Raw genomic sequence first — 26,602 nt, 5'->3', positions numbered from 1 at the left:
CCGTCATACTCGCTCGTTGTTATGCGCTGGGAAATGTAAGGTGAATTGAGTCTCTGCTTCTGTACTACTTACCATGACATCGCCACCATGCATTTGCATGATGGACTTCACGATCGCCAGACCTAGCCCACCGGAATCATCGGGCCTAGAACGCGACGCATCACAACGATAAAAACGATCAAACAAGCGGGGTAAATGCTGGCTATCTATACGTGCCCCTTGATTGCTCACTATCACATCCACACCGCTATCACTGACCACCGAGCGCAGCACAACCTCACTATCTGGCTCGCCATAACGAATGGCATTAGCAAGCAAGTTCGCTATTGCACGACGCACTAATAGCGTATCAGCGTAAAGCACGCCCTTTGCCTGTGACGCTATACGCATTCCACGCTCTTGCGCCATACCTTCAAAATAACCAGCAAGCTGTTGCGATAAGCTAAACAGATCCACCTGCTCACGCTGCAACACCGTATCTTGCTTTTCCGCCCTAGCCAGAAACAGCATGTTGTCTATCATTCGCGATAAGCGCTCGTACTCTTCTTGCTGCGAATCCAATAGCTGCTCGTAGCCTTCCAAGGTAGGCAATTGGGACAAAGCCAATTGATTCTGAATCATGAGTGTATTCAGTGGCGTGCGCATCTCGTGCGCTAAATCCTCAGAAAATTGTGAGAGCCTGGCATAGCCCTCTTCTAACCGTGACAACATCAAATTCAATGCTGCTGTCAGGGCTTGTAATTCGTGAGGCTGACTACGTTCATCCAACCTTAACTTGAGATCGCGTGGGCCTATAGCCGCTGCGCGAGCACTCAAATAGTGCAAGGGTTTTAGCCCTCGGCGCGCCGCCTCCCAACCCACCACAAAGGTTAGCAACACACCAACCAACCACGCCACCATCAGGTTATGTCTATACGCGGCCATCATGCTGTTGCGCTCAGTCAGGACTTTGCCTGCAATCACAAACACACGCTTATCACCCTCTCCTACTTCGGCCCATGCCATGCGAGCAGGCTCTGGCGTCGCTACCGTAAACAACATAGGAGCGGTCAATGTGCTGGGTGCTGGCATGGTAGCATCGGCCGGATTCACCTCAATCAGCACCGTAGCGTCAGCAGCGACTATCCATAGCAAGTTCTCTTTGTTGCCCATCATGTTGTCGTACAGATCAGGCTGATTTTTTAATGACTCTATATTCTGATTGTCGTTAAGAATGGCCGTGATTCTTTCTACACGCCCAAGCAAAGATTGATCATCACGATGCGACACTTCGCTTTCAAGCGAGCTAAATACGTAGGCTCCCATCAACGCGAACAAAACCGCACTGATCAGCGAAAAGAGTATCGCCAACCTTAACCGTAAGCTGATATTTCTGTTAGAGCGTTCAACCCTCATCTTCTATCCTGTAGCCCATGCCACGCACGGTCTGAATCAGCTTAGGCTCGAAATCATCATCTATCTTGGCTCGCAAACGGCGTATGGCCACATCTACCACGTTCGTATCACTATCGAAATTCATGTCCCAGACCTGAGAAGCAATCTGACTACGGGACATCACCTCGCCTTTGTGCTGCAACAACAAGTGCAATAGCGCGAACTCTTTATTGGTCAGGTCAATGCGTTGCCCACCTCTAATCGCTCGACGCTTTAAGACATCAACTTCTAAATTTGCCACTGTATAAAGTTCTTGCTGTCGCATAGGCTGTCGGCGTAATAACGTACGCACACGAGCCAGTAGCTCTGCGTACGAAAAGGGCTTAATCAAATAGTCGTCAGCGCCTAACTCTAAACCCTTAACCCTGTCTTCCACTGCGTCTCGAGCCGTCAAAAACAACACAGGAACCTGACTGGACTCACGCAGCCTACTGATCACGCCCCAACCATCCAGCCCGGGCAGCATCACATCCAGAATCAATAAATCGAAATCAGTCGCGCGCGCCATAAACAGCCCATCAATACCATCATGAGCAACATCCACCTGATACCCTGACTCTACCAGCCCTTTTCTCAGGTACTGTGCAGACTTGATTTCGTCTTCAACAATTAAGATTTTCATGGTTCATTATGTAAGGTGTTTGGCTGATTCTACTGAAGTTACGATCAGAAATTACATACATTACAAAACTGTAATGCCCACGCAATCATTAGGTTATGCACAATATGGACAATGAGCCTTATCCTATAAATACAGAACACCGCTGTTTTACTCTGGGACTTGGTAATGAAAAAACGCAACATCACCCCTTGGTTTACGCAACCTCTACCTAGTGAGATCACACCTCCTGAGGTAGTTGCCAACCGTCGCAAAATACTCAAGCTGCTCGCAGCAAGCGCCGCTACCCCGGCATTAGCAAACTGGGCCATGCGTGATGCCAAAGCCAGCATGGTGTCATCTGACTCTCGCCAACTACTTAGCAGCACGCCCAGTAGCCTAGCTGGCGCCAGATTAGATGACGCGCTAACCCCCTATGACGACGCTACCACCTATAACAATTACTACGAGTTTGGTTTAGACAAAAGCGACCCCGCTAAAAATGCTGGTGCCATGCCCATCAGACCGTGGAGCGTCAACATAGAAGGCTTGGTGCATAAACCCGGCGTCTGGTCTTTAGAAGACTTGCTAGGGCTGTCAGCGATGGAGGAACGCATCTATAGACTGCGCTGTGTGGAAGCCTGGAGCATGGTTATCCCCTGGGTAGGTTATTCACTCGCCGAACTCATCAAAAAAGTAGAACCTATGGGCAATGCCAAGTTTGTAGAGTTTGTGACCATGGCCGACCCACGAACCATGCCCGGGTTACGTAGTGGCGTCTTGGATTGGCCCTACACCGAAGGGCTACGCATGGATGAAGCCATGCACCCACTGACTATGCTGGCCTTTGGCATGTACGGTGAAGTATTGCCCAATCAAAATGGCGCACCAGTACGATTGGTCGTACCGTGGAAATACGGTTTCAAAAGTGCCAAAAGTTTAGTGAGCATACGCTTCGTAGAAGAAATGCCTGCTACCGCGTGGAACAAAGCAGCTCGACACGAATACGGCTTTTACTCCAACGTGAACCCCGACGTGCCACACCGTCGCTGGAGCCAAAGCTCTGAGCGTGTGATTGGCCAAGGAGGTATATTCTCACCCAAACGCAAAACTCAACTGTTTAACGGTTATGCCGAACAAGTAGGCCAGCTATACGCCGGAATGGATTTAGAGCGTAATTTCTGATGAATGTCACTAGCGTGAACCGTGCACTGCTGCACAGCATCACAAAACCCATCATCTGGCTCTTGTGCTTAGCGCCGGCAACATGGTTAGTCTATGGTCTTTTTACTAACAGCCTAGGGCCCAACCCCGCTGAAGCGTTGATTCGCGGCACAGGTGATTGGGCACTGCGCATGCTGTGTCTAGCCTTAGCTATCACCCCTATACGACAGATATTCAACCTATACGCACTAGCAAAAATACGTAGATTAATTGGGCTATTTGCCTTCTTTTATGTAGTGCTACACGCCGTGTGTTATGCCTGGTTCGACATGTACTGGCAATGGGCAGACATCTGGCAAGACATACTACAGCGTCCCTTTATCTTGGTAGGCATGCTCACATTCTGTGTGCTGTTGCTCATGACGTTAACGTCCCCCAAAGCGGTACTCAAAGCCATGGGTGCCAAAAACTGGCAGCGACTACATCGCTGTATACACCTTGCAGCATGGTTAGCGTTGTTGCATTTCTACTGGATGCGACTGGGCAAGAACAACCTCAATGAAGTATTTATCTACGTGGCTATAGTCGTCGCACTGCAGGGTTGGCGTGTGTATAAACACACTCGCCCTATGCCTCAGCAGCATAAAGCCATCTAACTATCTACAGAAACGACGTAGGTCTAGACTACATACCCTCTCTCGCTCGTCTCAGTAGCCAAGCAAGCCTACTCGTCAGCACCACGCGAATACCACTGTGAGTTCCGTCCATTTTTAGAACACACGCCAGCCACAACACACAGGAAACACAGCCAGAAACCTACATTGTTGAAATAACATCTTGCTCAACACATAAGTAACTACTAATATATTTTCATGATTGAAAATGATATTTTTAAGGCACTGGCCGATCCTACTCGCAGAGCCATCTTCGAAAAACTCGCTACAGGCAGCATGAATGCGAGCGCCTTACGTATTGGCATGGAGATTAGTCAATCCGCCATGTCACAGCATCTGGCGGTATTGCGTAAGGCCAGTCTCGTGCGAGAAGAGAAACAAGGCCGCTTCGTGAACTATGAGGTGAATCCTGAAGGCTTGGCTCAACTAGCCAGCTGGTTTTCCAAATACCGTTCCTACTGGCCTGCGCGAGTTGAGGCCCTGCAAGCATTACTCAAGGATATGGACCAATGAGCGAGATCACCACCGAAAGTAGCGATGACACGTTGATACTTGAGTATCAACTGGAGGCACCGCCTGAAAAAGTCTGGCGTGCCATCAGCATTCCTGAATTTCGTGAACAATGGCTGCCCAGTGATGCCTTAATTGAAAGCACACCCATATTCACTGTGCAAAACGAAGAACAGCATTACCGTATACGTGATGAGGACTTCCCACTACTAGAAAGTGTAGTTGTTTTTCAAGTGATCCCACATGAAGAAAATCACAGCATCCTGCGCATCACACACAAAGTATCCATCATAGCCACTACACCGTGCTCGCGTGCCGCTAATGACGCATCACCATGGCTAGCGCTCGCTGCCTAGTTATCTCGCAAAATAGAATACGAATAAGGAACCACCATGCGTGAAACCATGCAACTTATCCCCATGGTCATAGAACAATCAGGGCGTGGAGAGCGATCTTTTGATATCTACTCACGACTACTACGTGATCGCATTATTTTTCTCAATGGTGAAGTCAATGACAACGTGTCTGCTCTGCTGTGTGCGCAGCTACTATTTCTAGAGTCCGAAAACCCTGAAAAGCCCATACATCTCTACATCAACTCACCAGGTGGTATGGTGACTAGCGGTCTGGCTATTTATGACACCATGCAATTTATCTCTGCGCCGGTGTATACCTTGTGCATGGGTACCGCCCGCTCTATGGGGTCGTTCTTATTAATGGCTGGTGAACCCGGTTACCGCATGTCCCTACCCAATGCCAGCATACTGGTTCACCAACCATCCGGAGGCGCGCAAGGCCAAGCATCTGATATTCTCATTCACGCCGAAGAAATTCAGAAAACCAAACAGCGCATGACTAGGCTATATGCAGAACATTGCGGTCGCAGCTACGCCGAAGTAGAAACTGCGTTAGATAGAGATCGCTTTTTAACAGCAGAAGAAGCCCTAGAATGGGCTTAATTGATGGTGTTTTGGATAAGCGAAAAATGGCTGCGTAACGCTATTACTGCTCTCAACACAATCCACATTGCACGTTTAAGTAAAACGGTGAGTTACAGATTGAGCACGCACCAACTAATTTTTAGGCAAAACAAAAGGGGCATAAAGCCCCTTTGTGTTTGATAACGGCAAAGCGCCTTGTGATCAAGCTTACACGTTGAACAAGAAGTTCAACACGTCGCCATCTTTCACAATGTACTCTTTACCTTCAGCGCGCATTTTGCCTGCTTCTTTGGCACCTTGCTCACCTTTGAACTGGATGAAATCATCGTAAGCAATAGTTTGCGCACGAATGAAACCACGCTCAAAGTCAGTGTGAATCACACCAGCAGCTTGAGGGGCTGTAGCACCCACAGGCACAGTCCAAGCACGCACCTCTTTCACACCAGCGGTAAAGTAGGTTTGCAAGCCCAGCAGGTTATAGCCAGCACGAATCACACGATTCAAACCAGCTTCTTCCATACCCATGTCTTCCAAGAAGGCAGCTTTGTCTTCGTCGTCCAACTGAGCGATTTCAGCTTCCACTGCAGCACACACCGCTACGACTGGGGATTTTTCTTTATTAGCGTATTCGCGTACTTTGTCCAAGAACGGGTTGTTCTCAAAGCCGTCTTCTTTGACGTTCGCGACGTACATAGCTGGTTTAGCAGTAATGAAACAGAACTGCTTCAGATCAACCAATTCAGCTTCATCAAAATCCAATGCCCGTACTGGTGTACCTTGGCCCAATGCTTCAATGATGCGCTCTAGTGATTTGCACAAACGAATAGCGTCTTTGTCACCGGAACGCGCAGTACGACTATTACGTTGCAATGCACGCTCAGCACTCGCCAAGTCGGCCAATGCCAATTCAGTGTGAATCACTTCCAAGTCGTTCAGTGGGTCGATTTTACCGGCCACGTGAACCACGTTCTCGTCTTCGAAACAACGCACTACGTGCACGATGGCATCGGTTTCACGGATGTTAGCCAAGAACTGGTTACCCAGACCTTCACCTTCTGATGCGCCAGCTACCAAGCCCGCGATGTCCACGAACTCCACCACTGCGGGCAGAATGCGCTCGGGGTTAACGATTTTGGCCAGCTCACCCAAACGAGCATCCGGCACTTCCACAATCCCTACGTTAGGCTCGATGGTGCAGAACGGATAGTTTTCTGCAGCAATACCAGCTTTGGTAAGGGCGTTGAACAGAGTAGATTTACCTACGTTGGGCAAGCCAACAATGCCGCATTGAAGTGACATGACGTTTCCGAAAACAAGAGAAATTAAAAGGAGTATTGTAGCGGCTTAGCGGCCGTTTCCGAGCATTTACAACATTTGCTCTGGCAAAGTACTGACAATGATCCAAACCAATAGCAACGGGCCACTATTAAAAATGGCATGCAATGCCATAGAGGCGGCAATACCGCGTCGTACGCGCAACCACGCCAACACCAATCCGGTGACCAACTGTGGCAGTACCAATAGCGGTAACAGCAACCACGGCCCATTACCAAAATTGAAATTATAAAGATGCAAACACGCAAAAGCGATGGTTGCCAAATACATCACCCAGCCAAAGTAACGCACATACCAACGCGCAAACTTCATGGGAATAGGCTGTTTTCCACTAAGGCGTTGCATCCACAAACGCCAGCCTGTAGCCGTTGTAGCACTGGCTCGCAGTGATGCATTACTCCACGCAGGTTGCATCAAGAGCAACACTAATAACGCGACTAAGGCAATGCTGTACCACACAGGACCACTAAACAAACACGTAACAACTATAGGCCCTAACCACACAAACTGTAGTGGCCTACGTAAACCGTACCTAAAGACTAATTCTTCTACGATGGGAGCCCAGATCAAGGCCTGCAACCACGGAAGATTAGTAATATCCAAACGATGCTGCGCACCTGTAGCCCCAGCCACCGAAGCCGCCAAGGGGCCAAACAACGCCATATTGATCGCCCACAAACACACAGCCCAACATAACAAACGCTTAAACGTTGCCGCGGCAAACCAATCCACTTGCACCGCATTACCTGTTCTACGAATCACGTGACGACGGCTCAGTGTTGGCCGTCTTAAGAAGGCAAAGAAATCCTTCAGTTCATCACGAAAACGCACAGGTTTAACATTCATTAGGGGCGGTTCTCACTATGCAGTTTGGCGGTTGCTATATCCATTTTCCCAGCCAAGATGTCGGGCAAAATAGCATCGCAACGATACAGCACATCCTCAATTTGAGACAACTCTTCTTTACGCGGTGCATTCAATACAAAGCCAGCCACCTGCTGAGCCAAGCCCAATGTGCGTGGGTGCCCTATACCTATACGCAAACGCCAATAATCTGGCGTTCCAAACACTTGGTGTATATCATGCAAACCATTGTGTCCGGCGTGACCACCTGCAAATTTCATTTTTGCTTGACCTGGTAATAGGTCTAGCTCATCGTGCACTACCAATACTTGATCTGGCGTGAGCTTATAAAAGCGCATTAATGGACCAGCCGCCTGACCTGAACGGTTCATGTACGTCATAGGTTTAGCGATGATCACTGCCTCGCCCTCAAACCTACCTTTTGCTACCCACGCATTAAAGTTTTTTTCTAGCGTGAATGAAGCATGTAGTTGTTGCGCCCAACGGTCAGCCAGCCAAAAGCCCGCGTTATGGCGAGTTGCTTCATATTCTGGGCCGGGATTTCCCAAACCAATAATCAAACGTATTGCTTTAGACATTGTTTATAGGCCTACAACAAACTAACTAGATCAACAAAAACAAACCCCCGACAGAATTTCTGGCAGGGGTTTTGTACTGCTATAGATAGCTGAGATCTAAGGACAGACTTAAGCTTCTTCGGAGGACTCGCCTTCTTCGCCTTCGTCTTCAGCCTTAGCACCGCCAACAGCCAAAGCTGCTGCCAATACTGGATCTTCTTCAGTACCTGCGTACTCAACACCAGCTGGCAACTTGATTTGGCTCAGCAACATGTTGGCGTTTTCGCCCATTTCACCCAAGTCTACTGTGATTTCAGTAGGCAGGTCTTTTGGCAAGCAAGTGATTTCCAGGTCAACAGCAACGTGGCTGATAACTTGGCTGTGCAGTTTAACTGCTGGGGATGCATCACCGTTTACGTAGTTCAGTGGTACACGTGTAGTGATTTTCTCGCCAGCCATAACGCGCTGGAAATCAACGTGCATAACTTGCTGTTTGTATGGGTGCCATTGCACAGCACGTACCAGTACGTCTTGAGCTTTACCGTCCAGTTCCATTGTCAAAATGGAAGCGTGGAAAGCAGGTTTGTTCAAGTCGTGGTAAATCTGGTTGTGGTCCAGAGCAATTACTTGTGGCTCAGCGTTACCACCGTACACAACGGCAGGCACCTGACCAGCGCGACGCAGGCGGCGGCTCGCACCCGAACCCTGTACGCTACGCGAGGAAGCAGCAAATTTCATGTGAGACTCCAATATGGCCTATAAGGCCGATTCAAAGACGTCGTTTAAACGTCGACAATTAGGGCTGCCGCGACCAGCAACCCTAGAAAAATCAATCTACAAACAGTGAGCTAACCGACTCAGCGTTATAAATACGCATCATAGTTTCGCCCAGCAAAGGCGCACAGGACAACTGGCGGATTTTGCTGCATTCACGTGCTGCGGCGGACAGAGGAATCGTGTCAGTAACCACCAGTTCGTTCAACTGGGAGTTGCTAATACGCTCAATGGCTTCGCCAGACAACACAGGGTGTGTGCAGTATGCGTATACAGCGCCAGCGCCACGCTCTTTCAGAGCTTCGGCAGCTTTACACAACGTACCGGCTGTATCAACCATGTCATCCATGATCAAACATGTACGACCGTTTACATCACCGATGATGTTCATTACTTCGGACACGTTGGCGCGAGGACGGCGTTTATCGATAATCGCCAGATCAGCTTCCAACTGTTTAGCCAAGGCTCGAGCTCGTACCACACCACCGATATCAGGAGACACCACTACCAAGTCTTGGTAGTTACAGCGCCAGATATCACCCAACAAAATGGGGGATGCGTAGATATTATCTACGGGGATATCGAAGAAACCTTGAATTTGGTCAGCGTGCAGATCCATGGTCATGACTCGATCTACCCCAACCACTTGCAGCATGTTTGCCACGACTTTGGCGGTAATAGATACACGCGCAGAACGAGGACGTCGGTCTTGGCGGGCGTAACCAAAATAAGGGATTGCTGCTGTAATGCGGCCTGCGGAAGCACGGCGTAGTGCATCCACCATCACCATGATTTCCATCAGATTGTCGTTCGTAGGCGCGCAGGTGGGCTGAAGAACGAAAACGTCACGACCACGCACATTTTCATTAATTTCAACCATCACTTCCCCGTCGGAGAAGCGACCCACTGTCATTTTGCCCAGAGACATATCCAGATGATTGACAACGTCTACAGCCAAACGAGGGTTAGCTGTCCCAGTGAAAATCATGAAGCGGTCGTTTGCCATGAGATGTGCTGTGTAGGTGATGCAAACAAAAAAGCAAAGCTGTTGGCCGCAGCCCTTCGGGTACGACACAACAGCTTTACGATTTCAGGTGTAAACCTGATTGATTGGCTGGGGAAGAAGGATTCGAACCTTCGCATGCTGGAATCAAAATCCAGTGCCTTAACCAGCTTGGCGATTCCCCAAATTCTATTTTAACCAGGAGTATAACGGGTGATAATCAAGCCCTTGGCATAACCATTGACCTTTTACCAGCAACTTCCTGCCATGTGTCAGGTTGAGTAGTTTACCGCTAATTCTTCTGTTTTGACTAGTGGCCGTGGTGAAATTGTCATACTCCACAAAAACACACGAACCAGAGCCTGTCATTCTAACATGTAAATTATTGTTTCGCAAGATCCTAATTACCGCATCTAACGCCACATGATTTTTACATGCGATGGGCTCCATGTCGTTCTTCCCAAAAAGCAAAGAAGATGTTTCTTTTTTACTTTCGTTACGAGAAGCAACCTGCCATCCATCAAAGAACGTAATTATTACACTCTTAGAATTACGTGTCAACCCTTTATCTGCAAAAACTTCTGCTGTACTCACAAACGCGTTAGGTTGCACCACTGTGTACCACGCTGGTGACAGACTTACTGCCCGCAGTTGCTCGCCAATGCCGGTAGCAAACGCATTTTGCCCAAACACAAACACAGGAACATCAGCCCCTAACTGTACAGCCAAGCGCATCAGTTGCCCCCGACTCAAGCCAGTTTCCCATAGTTTATTCAGAGCTATCAGTGTACTGGCAGCATCACTAGAGCCGCCGCCTAAGCCACCGCCTGCGGGAATACGTTTAATACAATCGAGCTCAACACCGTACGAGGTACCTGTAGCCTGCTGCAATAAACGCGCTGCTCTCACCATTAAGTCATCTTCGGCAGCTAAGCCGCTTAAGGTTTCTTGGGCACGTACGATTTGACCATCGTTACGTCGTTCAAAATTCAACGTATCTTGAAGGTCAATAAACCTAAATACAGTTTCTAGCTTATGGTAGCCATCTAACCTGCGTCCCACTAAGTGCAAAAACAGGTTGAGCTTAGCTGGAGCAGGCACATCGTATAACGCTTTACCCATGCTGCTTACCTATCTACAACCAAGCGCACACTGATATCGCGCTGCGCATCGTTGCGATTCAATTGCAATATTCGTGGTCCAGTTTGGTCGTAACGCTGCAAACGCACACGCCAACCATCCTGCACAAAAGCTTCAGGACGGCCTTCGGCATCACGCTCGGCTGTCACACCAGTCTGCCCTTGCAACCAAGCACGTAAATACGCAACGGGAATGGGGCTACCCAACAACTGCTCTACCAGCTCATCCGGCCCTGCTGCATATTCCATGCTGCCATCGGTGCGCTGCAAGCTCGCGCCTTGAGGCATGACCAGCACACGCGCCAATACTGTGCCCATAGGGTTGGTCAAATCTATTTGCAAAATACCTTGCTGATCTAACCATGTAAAACCGCCCTGCACTGCTTGACGCTCACCCGCAAACTCTTGCATGGTGACGGCAAACCTACCACTGCGCTCAAACGATTGAGCTAACTCTACCTCGGCACCATCAGAAGATGGTGGCAATGGTGTAGCACACGCACTCAACAACGCGGCAAGAGCCACCCATGTCAAATGTCGCCAAGAACGAAAAAAAGAAAATACAGCGTTCATAATGAGTTAAGGCAGTGTGACGCCCAAGCGTTTCAAGGTATTGAGCAAAGCTTCATTCGTAGGATCGTGCGCCAAGGCGTCTGCCCACACTTGTTTTGCCTGTTCTGGACGGCCATCTACCCAGTACACCTCGCCCAAATGCGCCGCCACATCAGCAGAAGGCATGAGCGCATAAGAACGCTCTAGGTACTCAGCCGCAGCTTGATAATCGCCCACACGGAACAAGTACCAACCCACACTATCCAAAATATAAGGATTGTTTGGCTCAAGCTCCATGGCTTGTTCTAACAAATCTTGCGCTTCATCCAAATTACGATTCTGATCTGCTAGGGTGTAACCCAACGAGTTATACGCATTGGCCTCCGCAGGCTCTAGCTCTATGACTTCGCGCATGAGCTTTTCAAATTCAGGATAACGCCCTTGGCGTTCGTACAGCATTGCTAAGTCGTACTTGATCTCTGCCGTATCCGGTAATTCTTTATTGGCGCGTTCCAGCACCGTTGTTGCCGTATCAGTACGGCCTGCTTCACGATAAATGGATGCACGAGTCAGTGCCACCACAGCTTGTTCTTGGCGATCCTGTGTACCCAAGGTATCTAGAGTGCGCTGCGCTTTTTTCAGATCACCCGATCGTGCCTCCAATACCGCACGGTGCACACGCGACTGGAACCGCAGCATTGGCTCTTCGATCAGGTCTAGCTGTCTGATAGCCTCTGCATAATCTTTGCGCTCTTCGGCAATACGCACCAACAGCAAGCGCGCATCGGAAATGCCTGCTAATGCATTGCTAACGCCGTCATTCACGCTACGTCTACGTTGACTTTGTACGCTGATGAACTCATTCAGCCCTTCTATAGCCTCATCGTAACGTTGAGCACGCAACAGCACTTCTGCCTTGGTGTACAGCAAATCAAAATCTTCAGGATTGCGAGCCTGCATGCTATCAATCAAGGCTAATGCCTCGTTGAATTTGCGATGATCCACAAACCGGCTAATCAGCAGCAGCTGCAATTTCCGCATCTCTGGATTGCGCTGCACGACTGCTGACGCTTCTTTGAGTGCGGTTTCTACATCCACATGCAAACCGTACTCCAACACACGCTGCGCAGCGGCCTCGGAATCAGGAGAGCGCTCTAGTGCCTGTCTAGCCTCGTACAACGCGCGCGCTGGACGCTGCGCTGCCCATGCCACATCCGATAACGCCAAATGCGATACCGGTAATTGACGTAAATCGGGGGGAATAGCTTCTTCTAATACTTCCAACGCCAAGCGTGGATCTACCATGCGAGCTGACAAAGACATTGCCTGGATAATAGCCTGCTCTTTGTTTTTAGCGCTATCAATACGCTGACGCAACGCTTGTGCCATGCCTCTGGTGTTACCAGCGGAGGCTTCCAACGCCAATACGGTCGCTTTGGCTTCGGCATTTTCGGGCGCTAAGCTGTTCCACTCACGTGCTGCACGCAGCGCACGAGACTGGTTGTAATCAATCATAGATAGCTGAAAAGACTTTTCAGCAAAACGAGGATCTAAAGTGTCTTTGGCCAAATCCAGAAAGGTTTGGCTTGCCGTGTCGAAATCACCTGCTTGTGCTGCTACTTCTGCCACCAAGACTCTATACATGATGTCAGCGCTCAGGCTGACTTCTGGCAATTCTCCGCTGCGCAAGTAAATATGCTCAACCTGCTGCTCGGGTGCGAGCGGGTTTGGAGCGGCATGCAGCAGCCCCGAATAAAGAGGAGCAAGCAAAAAGGAGCCAAATACTAAGGAATACAGATTCATCCAGAAAAACCGTCGCAAAAGCGCGTAAGATTAAGCAGTCAGATGGCTTATTGAGGCCGCCCCGTTCACCAAATGTTAGCACCCCACTATGCCTGAATTGCCAGAAGTTGAAACAACTCGTCGCGGAATTGCGACGGTTATGACTGGCCATACGCTACGTACTTTGATCGTACACGAACCTAGAATGCGTTGGCCAATTCCCGAAGAATTACCCCAACTTGTACATGAACAACCTGTGCTGGCCTGTGGTAGGCGCGGCAAGTACTTGTTAATACAGTTTCCTCACGGTACGCAGCTTATTCACTTGGGTATGTCCGGCTCGCTGCGCCGTGTGCCCTTAGACGCCCCTCGTTTAAAACATGACCATGTAGAGTGGTTGTTCGACGAGTCCAGATTTCTGTTACATGATCCCAGACGCTTCGGTTCTGTGTTATGGCACCCAGCCCAAAATGGCGATGTGCTGCAACACCCTTTGTTACAAAAACTAGGCGTAGAACCCTTAGGAGAAGACTTCACTCCTGCTATGCTATTTGCCCATTTGCAGCAACGTAAGCTCGCTATCAAACCCACACTGCTTAGCGGCCAGATTGTCGTAGGTGTAGGCAATATCTATGCATCAGAGTCACTCTATAAAGCTGGCATACACCCTGAAGCACCTGCCAATACTATTTCTAAGCCTCGTGTCGCCAAACTACATACTGCTATTGTTCAAACCTTAAGTGATGCCTTGGCCTCTGGCGGCAGCACTCTTAAAGACTACGTGAATGCCAGTGGTACGCCAGGAGCGTATTTCGAACTGCACTCCAAGGTGTATGACAAAGAAGGCAAGCCCTGCCCTCAATGCCAAAAGCCCATATTACGTCTAGTACAAAACCAGCGGGCCACTTACTTTTGTAGTCGCTGTCAACGCCGTTAACGCTCTTGCAATACTTTGCCTGGATTCATCACACCATTGGGGTCTAAGGCTTGCTTGATTTTCTGCATCAGCGCCAACTCCACGGGATCTTTATAGTGTGGTAGTAGATCCCGTTTAAGCTGACCTATGCCGTGCTCGGCGCTAATAGAACCATGGAAAGCGTGCACGCTACCGTGCACTAGTTCATAAATAGCCTGTTGTTTGCTAAGTAGCTCATCTTCGCTATACGCCGTGCCACGCGCTACGTTGTAATGCAAATTACCATCACCCAAGTGCCCAAAGATTACGTGCTCTACTCCGGGAAACTGTTGCTGCAGCATGGCGTTCGTTTTTTCCACAAAAGCGGGAATAGACGACACGGGAATGGACACGTCGTGCTTCACGCTTTTGCCAAAGCTTTTCTCTGACAACGGAATGCTTTCACGCAAATGCCATAGTGCTTTGCTTTGCGCCACGCTTTCAGCAATGACGGCATCCTGCACGATACCAGCGTCAATAGCATCACTCAGCACCACCTCAAAACGCTCACGCGCATGCGCTTCGCTTTCGTTATCGGATAGCTCTAATAGCGCAAACCACGGAGATTGCGAGCCTTCCTCGTCAAAAGGTAAGCGTTGCTCAGGATAGCAGCGTATAACACCGTCTAAGCAGTTGTTACGCATCACCTCGAAACCGGTCAGGCTAGCCCCAAAACCTGCTCTGGCTAGGGATAGCATTTTTACGGCATCTTCCAACGAGGCCAATGTCAGCATCGCGGTACATTGCGCCACGGGCAGTGGATAGAGTTTTAGGGAGGCGGCGGTAATAATACCCAGCGTCCCTTCACTGCCTATGAACAAGTCACGTAAATCATAGCCAGTGTTGTCTTTACGTAGCCCGCGCAAACCATGCCAAATCTGGCCGTCTGCGCACACCACCTCTACACCCAAACACAGCTCACGCGTATTACCGTAGCGCAGCACCTGTGTACCACCAGCATTAGTGGCCAAGTTACCGCCAATAGTACAACTACCTTCAGCAGCCAAACTTAAGGGAAATAACCTACCCACTTGCTTTGCCGCTTCTTGCACATTTTGCAGAATGCAGCCCGCCTCTACGATCATGGTGTCGTTATCGGTATCCACATGACGGATACGATTCAATCGTGTCAGTGACAGCACTATTTGGCGTCCACGATGATCAGGCGTTGCGCCCCCGCATAAGCCCGTATTACCACCTTGTGGCACGATACTAAACCCATGCTCTACACACCACTGCACAACCTTAGCGACTTCCTCGGTGCTGTCTGGGCGTACTACTGCTTCTGCCTCACCTGAATAACGTTCTCTCCAGTCGGTCAAAAACGGGGCCATCGCTTCGCCCGTCAACACATTGTCCGCACCTAATAAAGACCGTAAGCTCGCCAACTCTGCCATGCAATGCCTCTAAAAAAAACCAAAGCTGTGTTTATCTGTTTCATAGCATACTCCCCTGAGCGATAATAAGGGGTTAATCATTGCCTTTCATGAGGATTTTCATGACCTCCACACTCTTGCCTGATGCCGTTTTCAAGGCCTACGACATACGGGGAACCGTCCCTGTACAACTCAATGCCACCTTTGCTCACTTGCTAGGGCAAGCATTGGGGACAGAAGCACTGAAAAATGGTGTTGAAAGCGTTGTCGTTGGCTATGATGGCCGGCACAGCAGCCCTGAATTGGCCAAAGCCTTGCACGCTGGTATCAATAGCGTAGGGGCAAACAGTATTGATTTGGGCCTAGTGCCCACACCGCTGGTGTATTACGCGGCTCATGTACTAAAAACAGGTACAGGCGTTGCCATTACAGGTAGCCATAATCCACCAGAGTACAACGGCTTCAAGATGATGATGGCTGGCCGTACACTGCACGGTGAAGACATCCAACAACTCAAGCACGCTATGCAAGCTGGTTTTACCCCAGCCGCTACAGTTGGCGAGTGCACACAGCAAAGCTTGCTGGATCAATACATAGAAGAAATTCATAACAGCGTACGTTTGGTACGCCCCATGAAAGTCGCTGTTGACTGCGGCAACGGTGCTGCAGCTATAGTGGCTGAAGCCTTGTTCCAATCCATAGGCTGTCAAGTAGACATGCTGTACGGTGAGGTAGACGGCGATTTCCCTAACCATCACCCCGATCCTGCTGACCCCGCCAACCTAGCAGACCTGATCCATCACGTAGAAAACAGTGATTGCGAACTGGGCTTAGCTTTTGATGGTGACGGCGACCGTTTAGGTGTAGTCACCAAATCTGGCGAAATCATTTGGCCTGATCGCCAACTGGTGCTGTTTGCTCGCGATATTTTGCAGCGCGAACCTGGCGCATCCATTATTTATGATGTGAAATGCAGTCGCCACGTTGGTCTAGAAGTCAGCAAAGCTGGTGGTACACCGCTGATGTGGCAAACCGGCCATTCACTGATTAAAGCCAAACTGGCTGAAACCGGTGCCCCGCTGGCGGGCGAAATGAGCGGCCACATTTTCTTTAAAGAGCGTTGGTACGGCTTTGATGATGGCCTGTACACTGGTGCGCGTTTATTGGAAATTTTGGCACGTAGCCATGAACCATCAGAGACTCTGGAAGGCTTGCCACAAGACTTGTCCACACCTGAGCTGAAACTGCCTATGAACGAAGGCGAACCGCATGCGTTTGTCGCTCAGCTACAGCAGTCTGATGCTTTTGAAACCGCTCAAGAGCGCATTACTATTGATGGTATTCGTGCTGAGTACGAAGATGGCTTTGGCTTGGCTCGTGCCTCTAACACAACGCCAGTAGTGGTGCTACGTTTTGAGGCACAAAACGAAGAAGCGCTAGTACGTATCCAAAATGAGTTCCGTACAGCTATTCAACGCCTGCGCCCTGATCTAGCTCTACCCTTCTAAGCGCTGAGGACTAGGGGCTGGCCGCTCTGTTGGCACGGCCCCTAATGCTTTATAGACTTCTAGGTGTTGCAGCACAATTTTGTGCACATCAAACGCCTCTTCCGCCAATTGTCTACCTGCTTGCCCCATCTTTTGACGCAAGGCATAATCTTGCGCCAAACCCTGCACTGCCAACCACAATGCTTTGGCATCTTGTACGGGCACTAACACGCCGCTCACACCGGGTTCGATGGCATCTCTACAACCAGCCACATCAGTAGTCACTACAGGAATACCTGCGGCTGCCGCTTCCACCAAGGATTTAGGCAAACCCTCACGGTAGGATGGCAATACAGCAATGTGGCTCTGTGCATACAACGTGGGAATATCGGACCGTTCACCCAGCCACTGCACAATACCTTTATCGTGCCATTGCTGCATTTGCTCTTTGCTTACACTCGCAGGATTACCTGCATCAGGGCCGCCAGCAATACTCCATACTATAGCGCCACCGGCCTCACCACTTAGGCGCGCTGCTTCCACATACTCACGTACCCCTTTATCGTTCAGTAACCTTGCCACCATCAGCACCTGAACAGGAGGTTCTGGTGGGCTAGGATGTAGCGGAAATTTCTGTAACTCCACACCTGAACCGCGAATCATCACTACTTGGCTTTGCCGCACCACTTTGGCCTGCAATAAAACGTCTCTATCACTGGCGTTCTGGAAAATCACTCTGCTGTTCTTATGCCCTAAAGCCACACGGTACAACATGATGGCTAATTTACGTACTAGGCCGGCCTGCTCGTTAATGAACACATAACCCAGCCCTGAGACCGCCGCTACAAAAGCGGGTACTCTGGCCAACCTAGCAGCGATACCGCCATAGATGACTGGCTTGATGGTGACAGCATGCACTACAGCTGGTTTGACCTTACGAAATAGCTTGTACAACACATGCAGAGTTTGCAGCTCTTGCAATGGATTCTTGCCGCTACGACTCATAGGCAAAACATGATGCGTGAAACCCAAGGCGCGTATCTGCTGCACTGCTTCGCCTGCCATGGTCGCAATGTGCACGGCATACCCTTGCCGCTTCGCTTCCATCGCAATCTGAGCACGGTGCGACAAAAAGAACGCTGGATTATTCACCACCATCAAGAGTCGGCACTCAGCCCCTACTTTTGGTGCTCCGTCTTGCCACAATGTGATGTAACGCTGCACCATTTTGTCTAAGCCAAACTGTTGCACCCGCAACAAGGCTTGGTCACGCTGCTTTTGTCGTTCAGACGAATGCACATCACCCAGTACTTGGTTAATGCCTTGAGCCAATGCTTTGGCATTACGGGGAGGGACCACCACGCCAGTTCCTGCCAAAATACTGGCGGCATCACCCACGTCCGTAACTACGCAACTTACGCCCGCCGCCATAGCTTCGCACACCACATTAGGAAAACCTTCTGCTTGGCTAGACAACACGTGGATATCCAACGCCGCCATGATGGCTGGAATGTCATCCCTACGACCTAACAGCAGTACCCTATCCACCAAATCATGTTGTTCCAAAAACGCCATAACATGGGCATTATCAGCGCTTAAACCCTCGCCCACCAGTACACAGCGCGCTTCGGGAAAGCTTTTTACCACTTGCGCAAAAGCGGCTAGTAAATTGGCATGATCTTTAAGCGGATTCCATCTAGCAATAGCACCAATGACTGGCTGATCTAGCGATAGCCCTAGCTCATGGCGCATTTTTTCATGCGTGCCTTCTGGCACTTTCCAACGTCGCAAATCATAGCCATTAGGGATCACCACCATCCTGTCGGCGTCATAACCCCATGCTTGATGACGCTGAGCAGCATTTTCTGCACACGCCACAATCGCCGTAGGAATACGGGTAGAGAGCTTGGCACACACCCACGCTACCACGCGGGACTTTGGGCTACCCTTATGCAAGTTTTCACCAGAGTTACGTATGCCCCATACGATGCGCTTCACGCCGGCACCGCGTGCTGCCATACCGCCTATCAGGTCAGCATGGTACATCCACGTTTGCACCACATCGGGGCGCAAGCTTTTCAGCAAATTACGTAGTTTAAAAAAACCAGGAATCAGCCCTAGCACACCGCCCATCTGCAAGCAGTACAACCTGATGCCAGCCTGACGCAATCGCTCACCGTAAATATCTTCACCACCCATGGAAATCACGATGTGTTTCACATTAGGATTAGGAGCTGTCACCAAACGGAACAGTACGGCTTCAGCACCGCCCTGCCCTAGGCCAGAAATAATATGTACAACGACTAAAGGCTGTGTAGCGTCTTGGTTCATAGCACTACTCTTTTTGCATAACCTGTTTGAATACCTGATCCCACTGCTGCAAGACTACATCCAGCGCATAACGATCACGCACGGATTGCGCTGCGCGTTGCCCTAATGCTCCACGCAAACGCCTGTCATCCATCAACTCTGCTAACGCTTGTGCCATAGAGGCTTTATTGCCTACTGGCACTAATCGCGCATCTTTACCTTGCTGCGAAATATCAGCTGGCCCACTAGGGCAGTCGGTAGTCACACAAGGCAAACCCAATGCCATCGCCTCTAGCAAAGCATTAGGGAAACCTTCGTACTGTGAACTCAACACAAAAATCTGCGAATGCGCTAATTCATGCCATGGGTACTCGGTACGACCAGGAAGGTGAATACGATCTTTCAAGCCTACTAGCTCGGCTTGTCGTTCTAACTCTGCACGCTGTGGGCCTTCACCATGTATGTATAAATGCCAATCAGGGCGCTGTTCAGCCACTTCCGCAAAAGCATTAATTAACAGAGAAAACCCTTTGGCAGGCACGAGCCTACCCAACGCATCAATGCGCGCAGGCGTTTCTTTTTCTACGGATTCCTGACGCTGAATATGCCAAATATCATTGGGCAACGGATTGGGTATAGCGACCACTGCAGGTAGACGCTGCACCATCGTACGCAAGGCTTTTTCCGCATCAGACGTTTGCACGCACACTGCTGAGGCAGTGCCATAGTATCGGCGTCGCAACCACCCTAACACACGGCCCACATTGGTGGCATGAGCCGGATTAGTACGCTCGCACACCACCACAGGTACATTCAACCCACGTAAACTCAGCAACGTAGCCACGTTTACGTTGGTCAGAAAACTCAACACTACGTCGGGCTTTTCTTGGCGCACTACTCGGCGCATCCCCAACCATTTACGTAGCGCACTGGGCAGCGGCAACGCAGGCAAATGTTGCTTTAGCCAATGCACCCGCACATTATCGTTGATGGGATAAAAACTACGAGACGAGCCTAAATGAGTGGGCACTAGCACCACCTCATCACCACGCGCCGCCCACGCATTGACTAACGTGGCGGCTACTCGCTCAGCCCCGCCGGCATTCATTGCGCCCACAAAAAAAAGTATTTTCACTCTTACACCCGTAGAGTTCTCAACGTTTGGTTCGCGTTGGTGCCTTCAGCAATTGCTCCCATTGTGCCATGATCCTAGCCGCTGAAAAACGGTCACGCACATCCACAGCACGACGAGAAAATGCCACTCGCTTCAACGGGTGCGCCATCATGTCGGAGAGGTGTGCGGCCAAGGCTTCTGGGTCTTCAACAGGTTGCACTAAGACACCATCCAAGTCGGCTCGAATGATTTCGCGTGGTCCGGTATCACAGTCAAAAGCAACAGCGGGCAAACCGCACGCCATGGCTTCCAACAAGGTGTTAGACAACCCTTCAGTGCGCGAACTCAGCACATACAAGTCAGAGGCTTCGTACCACTCACGTATGTTGCCAGCCCTTCCTACTAAAGAAATACGCTGCCCCATATGCAAACTATCAATTTGTGCTTGCAAGGTCTCACGCTGAGCACCTTCACCTACGATGGCTAAATCCCAATGGGGGAAATACTTGGCCAGCAAAGAAAAAGCCTGAATCAATACATCAAAGCCTTTCACGGGGTGTAGCCGCCCTACCGCCAATAGACGCTGCCTACCTTCACGTTCAGGTGGCGTAATTACCGGCTGCGCATCTGGCAACGGCCAGCGCACCGAATTAGGAATAATCACCACATTGGAACCGGGTACATTTTTCTGTATCCAGCTAGCTGTGCCTGAGGTTAATGCCACAACTGCCTCTGCACGCGGGTAGGCCCACCGACGTAGCTTCTGCCACACTTCGGGCAGCTTCTGATAAGGCGGGTGTGTATGCTCCGACACGATCACTTTGCATGGCAACTTCTTGGCAGCGGCAACCGCCAATACGGATGACGTCGTCATCATGCCCAGCACACAGTCTGGTTTTTGTTTACGGAAAATTCTGCGTAATTTACGTATGCGTTTCCAGTTGGCCAAGGCACCACGCCAACCACCACCAGAATCCCCTGCTGTGCCCAACACAAAGCGCTGCACACTATCCGGCAGGCTATAGACATCCGACTCGCGCGTACTTTGCGTCACCAAGGACACCTTGTGCCCAAGCTTCTGCCAGTATGTGGCTAGATCCACTGCCACTCGTTCTGCACCACCCCCACCTAGGGAATGGATGACAATCATTATATGCATCATGCGATCAGAAATAGGTCACAGAAATTTAGTTAGTAGTCGCTTTTACGGGGCGACTGGCTGCCAGAAAATAGCATACAAACGAACTGGTATACATCAAACTGGTGGCCAGCATAATACCCTGTACACCCAAGCGCGGGGCCAGGGTTAAGGTCAATATAGCCTTCACCACAAAATTCAATACAGCAATGCTGGCCATCAATCGGTAACGCTGCTGACTGGCTAGCAACTGCACTAAGACTAGAACGCCAAAATAAAATGGCAACTGCATCACGCCCCAGCGTAATACTTCAGCCACTTTAGCGGTATCTGCAGCCGTAAAAGCACCACGCTCATACAGTAATGCTATACCCCACGGCGCCAACACCCATGCTATCAATGCCACTACCAAACCCGCTAGCACCATCAACAATGACCAACGCAATGCCATTGCTCGTGCGCGCTGCGTATCGCCTTGGCTAATAATGTCAGCTAATACTGGTAATGCTGCACGGCCTACCGAGGCTGCGCCCACCCCCAGCATTAAGGAGATAAAACGGTTGGCATAGCCAAATGTCGCGTTGGCATTACCGCCTAATTGTGCCGCAGCATACTGATCCACTGGGCCCACAAAGCTCATGGCCACCTGACCAATCAGCATGATGGTGGCAGCTTGCATTAATGCAGGCCATTGCTCAGCCTGCCAACCCCACTGCGGACGTACAGAAATTTGGTCGGCTCGTTGCGCCAAGATATGCAGCCACACGCACTGCACTATATAGCCTAGCAACGTACCCCATAACAGCGGCCCTGCCATAGCACCCGGCGGTGCCAGCAGTACCCAAATTAGTATAGAAAACGCTGGCACACTGTCCAGCAATGTATTGATGTGGCGCTCTCTGGCGCGCAGTCGTGCCGCACTAAGACCAATCAACAGCGTAAACAAAGCCGCCGGTGCAAATGCATGAATAAGCTCCATGCTCATGGCTTTGGTACCGGCATTCAAGCCCGTACCCATGATTTGCATCACCCACGGCCAGCAAAACCAGAGTAACGCTCCCAACACCAAGCCCAAGAGCATCGTGCTGGTTAACAGCTCACCTAGAAATCGTTGACGTTGTGCATCCGGCTGATTACGTGAACGCACCAGTACGGGAATCAGCACTACCGACATGGCACCCACTAGCGTAACGGGTAACCAGTTCGCCATCACCATCGTGAATTGGTAGGCATCCACCACATCACTGATACCGTAGCGGTACGCCACGGCCATTTCTTTTAAGGCACCTGCAAACTTACCGAGCAGCAAAAAGACCGCCACGCGCATTGCCCCTCTGGCAATGCGGTGGTGGTCTGTATGCATTGCGCTCCAGCGCTGCCACAACCGTTTAAATATCACCCCAAGAACCGCAAGTACCAGGGCATAGCTTGTGCTAACCCTTGCTGGATGGTGAAAGCTGGTGCGTAGCCCAGCAAACGGCCTGCCTTAGAAATATCCGCTTGAGAATGGCGTACATCGCCTGGACGGAAGTCACCGTGTACTGCATCCAAGGTGTAATCCACACCATTGGCTTTCAACTCGGCTTTTAGGTAACCAAACAGCTCGTTCAGTGTGGTTCTACCACTCACGGCAACGTTATATACCTGAGCGCGTGCCTCACCTTCGGCCAACGCTGCCAAAATATTGGCTTGGATAACGTTATCGATGTAGCAGAAATCACGGCTGGTTTCGCCATCGCCATTAATGGTAACAACGTCGCCTGCAACCATAGTGGCAATCCAACGCGGGATTACCGCAGCGTATGCGCCATTAGGATCTTGGCGTCGGCCAAACACATTGAAATAACGCAAGCCCACACTGCTGAAACCGTAAGCACGGTTAAACACATCAGCATAAAGCTCGTTCACGTATTTAGTCACAGCGTATGGCGACAATGGCTTACCAATGGTGTCTTCTACTTTAGGCAAACCAGGGTGATCGCCATAGGTGGAGCTGGATGCGGCGTACACATAGCCTTTTACACCTGCATCACGCGCTGCCACCATCATATTCAAGGCACCACTGATATTCACCTCGTTGGTGGTCAGAGGATCATTTAATGAGCGGGGCACCGAACCCAGTGCCGCTTGATGCAACACGTAATCTACGCCTTTGCACACTTGTTGGCAGGTTTCAGGGTGACGGATATCGCCTTCAATGAAACGGAAGCGCGCCCAGTTTTCTGGGCCCACGTTTTGCTGCACGCTATCCAAATTGTGCTGGTGTCCGGTAGCAAAGTTATCCAGACCCACTACATTTTGTCCATGCTGCAACAAGGCTTCTAAGAGGTTGGAACCAATAAACCCAGCACACCCTGTCACCAACCACGTACGTGGTTGGGCTTCTAGGGCTTTCCATGCTTTTTGCAATGCTTCACTCATAGCGTTCGCCTTACAGACGCAGATCGGACGCGTCTTGTGGAAGTACGTATTTCAAGTCGTACAGTACGTGATCGGCTTTACCCAAGGCACGCAAGCGCTCTGCACCCATTTCCACGAACTGTTTATGGGCCACAGCGATAATCACGCCATCATACTGACCATCATCCAGCTTGCTTACAACGTCCACACCATATTCGCGGCGAGCCTCGTCGGCTTCCACCCAAGGATCGTATACATCTACGTTCACATCGTACTGAGCCAGTTCGCGAATAATATCTACCACACGTGTATTACGCAGATCAGGGCAGTTTTCTTTAAATGTCAGACCCAACAACAATACGCGCGAACCTTGCACTTGAATACGTTTTTTGGTCATTGCTTTGACCAACTGGGATGCCACGTATGCACCCATAGAGTCATTCAAACGTCTACCGGCCAGAATCACTTCAGGGTGATAACCGATGGATTGCGCCTTGTGCGTTAGGTAGTAAGGATCCACACCAATACAGTGACCGCCAACCAGACCCGGTCTGAAAGGCAGGAAGTTCCACTTCGTACCGGCAGCTTCCAATACCGCTTGAGTATCAATACCCAATTTATTGAAAATCAGCGCCAATTCGTTGATCAACGCGATGTTGACGTCACGCTGCGTGTTTTCAATCACTTTGGCGGCTTCAGCCACACGGATAGAGGCTGCTTTATGCGTACCAGCAGTAATGATTTCACCGTACAAGCTATCCACCAATTCAGCCACTTCTGGCGTAGAGCCGGATGTGACTTTGCGGATGCTAGGTAAGCGGTGAACTTTGTCGCCGGGGTTAATACGCTCAGGGCTGTAACCTGCATAAAAATCTTCGTTGAAACGCAGGCCGGAAACTTGTTCTAGCACAGGCACACACACCTCTTCGGTGGCGCCTGGGTACACCGTGGATTCATACACCACGATATCACCTTTTTTCAGCACTTTACCAATGGTTTCGCTGGCGCGTACCAAGGGTGTCAAATCCGGCTGTTTGTAATCATCGATAGGGGTAGGCACCGTCACAATGAACACATTGGCCTCAGACAATTGAGCTGTCTCATGAGTGAAGCGCAAATGAGAGGCTTCTTTCAGCTCTTCGGGCTCTACTTCCAGAGTGTGGTCCTGACCGGCATTCAATTCGGCGATACGCGCCACATTGATATCAAAACCGATAACCGAACGCTTTTTGCCAAACTCGACAGCTAGTGGCAAACCCACATAGCCCAGTCCGATCACGGCGAGTTTAATGTCCTTGACTTGCAAGATGTTCTCCCCAGAGGATCAATAATCAATACACATTTGTCATTCTACTGCTGTCGTTCGCGACGTGCGCGTCTCACCGACGGCAGCAATAACCAAGCTGGTCTACGCCAATGTACCAGTCGAGCATATAGCCAGACATAACTACAAGCAAAGGCCAGAATACTAAGCGCTAATGCCCACGTGTTGTCCCACCAAATGGTGGCAGGAATCAACCCTACCAATGCAATACCCCACAAGTATGGTGAAGCCATGGCATTAGACATGGGCGGCACATGACGACGCCCGGAGGCCACGACGCTCACTCGCACCATTCTGCGGAAAATCAGTTGGTGTAAGTGCAATGCATCAGGCCTGTCTACAGGCACACCACGTTTAAACTTTCGACGCCAAATTGTGAATAAGGTTTCAAACACGGGATAAAACAATACGGCTAGTGCATAGAAAGGCGATACGGTGGGGTTGCGAATTACCAGTTGCACGGCTAATTCGGCCAACATAAAGCCTAAGAAGTATGCTCCGCCATCCCCAAGGAACACGCGTCCAAAGGGAAAATTCCATGCCAAAAAGCCCAACGTGGCCGAAGCCAGTGCGGCAGCAATTAGGAAGATGGGATAGTCGCCCACTTGCCAGGCGACCAACGACAAGGAAATGGCCATCAGGATGGCAATCATGCCCGCCAGACCATTAATACCGTCAATAATATTGAGTGCGTGTGTACAACCACCCACCGCAATCATGGTAAACAGCAGGGAAATAGGCCAGAAGTCTAGGATCCAATCTACCCAGAACACACCCACACGTGATACACCGCCCAACAGCCACCACGCAATGGCAGCCGAGGCAAAAGCGGCTAGCAGCCGCTTCATGGAACCCACGTCTTTGGTGATGTCTTCCACCAAACCAGCAACAAACACCGGCATGGCTGCTACAAACAGCACAGGCCACAACCAGCTCAAGGTCATGTGAGCAGGCCCCAGCACGAGCAGCCCAGCTAACGTGCCTGCCAAAATGGCCAGCCCACCTACCCGCGGCGTAGGACGCAAATGCGTTGCCTGCGGTTTGCTCATGTCACTGTCGCCGGTCAGTTTTCCATGCCAGCGTTCGGACATAACAATTAGCCCACCCACTAGGAATGCTACGGCGCAAATCGATAGCATTGTTAGCGGATCCCATACTTGCAGCGAGCTCA

At 50.3% G+C, this 26,602-nt stretch carries 24 protein-coding genes, 1 tRNA gene and 1 pseudogene; 7 read left to right on the top strand and 19 right to left on the bottom strand.

Features of this window, described 5'->3' with window-relative positions; translation table 11 throughout:
* Positions 1-3: 3 nt before the first annotated feature.
* Together ACLO87_RS02645 and ACLO87_RS02640 are read right to left on the bottom strand one after the other, a co-directional pair.
* On the bottom strand, positions 4-1,395 hold the full coding sequence (locus tag ACLO87_RS02645) for a heavy metal sensor histidine kinase (RefSeq protein WP_430222713.1): 1,392 nt from the start codon (positions 1,393-1,395) through the stop codon (positions 4-6).
* A complete protein-coding gene (locus ACLO87_RS02640; protein ID WP_135866406.1) occupies positions 1,385-2,056 on the bottom strand; it encodes a heavy metal response regulator transcription factor in 672 nt (223 codons plus the stop codon). Before ACLO87_RS02640 ends, ACLO87_RS02645 begins: the two co-directional genes overlap by 11 nt.
* Positions 2,057-2,221: 165 nt before the next feature.
* Between ACLO87_RS02640 and msrP the strand changes: the two genes are divergently transcribed.
* From msrP to ACLO87_RS02615, 5 genes and pseudogenes are all read left to right on the top strand, one after another.
* Positions 2,222-3,217: a protein-methionine-sulfoxide reductase catalytic subunit MsrP gene (msrP, locus tag ACLO87_RS02635; RefSeq protein WP_430222712.1), complete on the top strand. Its 996-nt coding sequence runs from the start codon at positions 2,222-2,224 to the stop codon at positions 3,215-3,217.
* The gene (locus tag ACLO87_RS02630; protein WP_430222711.1) at positions 3,217-3,852 is read left to right on the top strand and encodes a protein-methionine-sulfoxide reductase heme-binding subunit MsrQ; all 636 of its coding nucleotides are present in this window, start codon (positions 3,217-3,219) and stop codon (positions 3,850-3,852) included. The genes msrP and ACLO87_RS02630 overlap by 1 nt, the downstream gene beginning before the upstream one ends.
* Before the next feature lie 216 nt (positions 3,853-4,068).
* Positions 4,069-4,383, top strand: coding sequence for an ArsR/SmtB family transcription factor (locus ACLO87_RS02625; protein WP_430222710.1), 315 nt, complete (start codon positions 4,069-4,071; stop codon positions 4,381-4,383).
* Entirely contained in the window at positions 4,380-4,736 is a 357-nt protein-coding gene (locus ACLO87_RS02620; protein ID WP_430222709.1) for an SRPBCC family protein, read from the top strand. Before ACLO87_RS02625 ends, ACLO87_RS02620 begins: the two co-directional genes overlap by 4 nt.
* 36 nt (positions 4,737-4,772) lie before the next feature.
* Positions 4,773-5,377, top strand: a pseudogene (locus ACLO87_RS02615) (ATP-dependent Clp protease proteolytic subunit).
* A gap of 151 nt (positions 5,378-5,528) precedes the next feature.
* On the opposite strand, the gene ychF reads toward ACLO87_RS02615, so the two are convergent.
* From ychF to ACLO87_RS02570, 9 genes are all read right to left on the bottom strand, one after another.
* On the bottom strand, positions 5,529-6,620 hold the full coding sequence (ychF, locus tag ACLO87_RS02610) for a redox-regulated ATPase YchF (protein ID WP_430222708.1): 1,092 nt from the start codon (positions 6,618-6,620) through the stop codon (positions 5,529-5,531).
* A 66-nt stretch (positions 6,621-6,686) separates the two neighbouring features.
* A complete protein-coding gene (locus ACLO87_RS02605) occupies positions 6,687-7,502 on the bottom strand; it encodes a CPBP family glutamic-type intramembrane protease (RefSeq protein WP_430222707.1) in 816 nt (271 codons plus the stop codon).
* Positions 7,502-8,098 (bottom strand): aminoacyl-tRNA hydrolase, encoded by a 597-nt coding sequence (gene pth / locus ACLO87_RS02600; RefSeq protein WP_430222706.1) that lies wholly within the window; start codon positions 8,096-8,098, stop codon positions 7,502-7,504. The genes ACLO87_RS02605 and pth overlap by 1 nt, the downstream gene beginning before the upstream one ends.
* 108 nt (positions 8,099-8,206) lie before the next feature.
* Entirely contained in the window at positions 8,207-8,815 is a 609-nt protein-coding gene (locus tag ACLO87_RS02595) for a 50S ribosomal protein L25/general stress protein Ctc (RefSeq protein ID WP_135862398.1), read from the bottom strand.
* 91 nt (positions 8,816-8,906) lie between these two features.
* On the bottom strand, positions 8,907-9,857 hold the full coding sequence (locus ACLO87_RS02590; RefSeq protein WP_166407318.1) for a ribose-phosphate pyrophosphokinase: 951 nt from the start codon (positions 9,855-9,857) through the stop codon (positions 8,907-8,909).
* A 105-nt stretch (positions 9,858-9,962) separates the two neighbouring features.
* Positions 9,963-10,039: transfer RNA gene (locus ACLO87_RS02585), tRNA-Gln, on the bottom strand.
* A gap of 4 nt (positions 10,040-10,043) precedes the next feature.
* Complete coding sequence (gene ispE / locus ACLO87_RS02580) at positions 10,044-10,976, bottom strand: 4-(cytidine 5'-diphospho)-2-C-methyl-D-erythritol kinase (protein WP_430222705.1); 933 nt, start codon at positions 10,974-10,976, stop codon at positions 10,044-10,046.
* Positions 10,977-10,981: 5 nt separating this feature from the next.
* Entirely contained in the window at positions 10,982-11,518 is a 537-nt protein-coding gene (locus ACLO87_RS02575; RefSeq protein WP_430223712.1) for an outer membrane lipoprotein LolB, read from the bottom strand.
* Between the two features lie 54 nt (positions 11,519-11,572).
* A complete protein-coding gene (locus tag ACLO87_RS02570) occupies positions 11,573-13,348 on the bottom strand; it encodes a tetratricopeptide repeat protein (RefSeq protein ID WP_135862404.1) in 1,776 nt (591 codons plus the stop codon).
* A gap of 88 nt (positions 13,349-13,436) precedes the next feature.
* Here ACLO87_RS02570 and mutM point away from each other — a divergent pair, with 88 nt between their 5' ends.
* On the top strand, positions 13,437-14,264 hold the full coding sequence (mutM, locus tag ACLO87_RS02565) for a bifunctional DNA-formamidopyrimidine glycosylase/DNA-(apurinic or apyrimidinic site) lyase (protein WP_135862406.1): 828 nt from the start codon (positions 13,437-13,439) through the stop codon (positions 14,262-14,264).
* Here mutM and ACLO87_RS02560 read toward each other — a convergent pair.
* Complete coding sequence (locus tag ACLO87_RS02560; protein ID WP_430222704.1) at positions 14,261-15,679, bottom strand: FAD-binding oxidoreductase; 1,419 nt, start codon at positions 15,677-15,679, stop codon at positions 14,261-14,263. The two genes, mutM and ACLO87_RS02560, sit on opposite strands and share 4 nt — an antisense overlap.
* 101 nt (positions 15,680-15,780) lie before the next feature.
* Here ACLO87_RS02560 and ACLO87_RS02555 point away from each other — a divergent pair, with 101 nt between their 5' ends.
* The gene (locus tag ACLO87_RS02555) at positions 15,781-17,166 is read left to right on the top strand and encodes a phosphomannomutase/phosphoglucomutase (protein ID WP_135862409.1); all 1,386 of its coding nucleotides are present in this window, start codon (positions 15,781-15,783) and stop codon (positions 17,164-17,166) included.
* Here ACLO87_RS02555 and ACLO87_RS02550 read toward each other — a convergent pair.
* From ACLO87_RS02550 to ACLO87_RS02520, 7 genes are read right to left on the bottom strand one after another with little or no spacing between them, the layout of a single operon-like run.
* Positions 17,155-19,476, bottom strand: a complete 2,322-nt coding sequence (locus tag ACLO87_RS02550) for a glycosyltransferase (RefSeq protein ID WP_430222703.1) — start codon at positions 19,474-19,476, stop codon at positions 17,155-17,157. The two genes, ACLO87_RS02555 and ACLO87_RS02550, sit on opposite strands and share 12 nt — an antisense overlap.
* Positions 19,477-19,480: 4 nt before the next feature.
* Complete coding sequence (locus ACLO87_RS02545) at positions 19,481-20,590, bottom strand: glycosyltransferase family 4 protein (RefSeq protein ID WP_430222702.1); 1,110 nt, start codon at positions 20,588-20,590, stop codon at positions 19,481-19,483.
* Positions 20,591-20,609: 19 nt separating this feature from the next.
* Entirely contained in the window at positions 20,610-21,719 is a 1,110-nt protein-coding gene (locus tag ACLO87_RS02540) for a glycosyltransferase family 4 protein (protein WP_135862416.1), read from the bottom strand.
* A 37-nt stretch (positions 21,720-21,756) separates the two neighbouring features.
* Entirely contained in the window at positions 21,757-23,070 is a 1,314-nt protein-coding gene (gene murJ / locus ACLO87_RS02535; RefSeq protein ID WP_430222701.1) for a murein biosynthesis integral membrane protein MurJ, read from the bottom strand.
* 32 nt (positions 23,071-23,102) lie between these two features.
* Positions 23,103-24,128 carry an SDR family oxidoreductase gene (locus tag ACLO87_RS02530; protein ID WP_135862420.1) on the bottom strand — a complete coding sequence of 342 codons (1,026 nt, stop codon included), beginning with the start codon at positions 24,126-24,128 and terminating at the stop codon, positions 23,103-23,105.
* Between the two features lie 10 nt (positions 24,129-24,138).
* On the bottom strand, positions 24,139-25,413 hold the full coding sequence (gene tviB, locus ACLO87_RS02525) for a Vi polysaccharide biosynthesis UDP-N-acetylglucosamine C-6 dehydrogenase TviB (protein ID WP_135862422.1): 1,275 nt from the start codon (positions 25,411-25,413) through the stop codon (positions 24,139-24,141).
* 44 nt (positions 25,414-25,457) lie between these two features.
* Positions 25,458-26,570 (bottom strand): MraY family glycosyltransferase, encoded by a 1,113-nt coding sequence (locus ACLO87_RS02520; protein ID WP_135862432.1) that lies wholly within the window; start codon positions 26,568-26,570, stop codon positions 25,458-25,460.
* Positions 26,571-26,602: the final 32 nt, after the last annotated feature.

The sequence above is a fragment of the Paenalcaligenes sp. Me52 genome (assembly GCF_050487965.1).
GTDB lineage: Bacteria > Pseudomonadota > Gammaproteobacteria > Burkholderiales > Burkholderiaceae_B > Paenalcaligenes.
The sequence above is the reverse complement of the archived record's forward strand: the minus strand, read 5'-3'. Positions and strand labels throughout refer to the sequence as shown.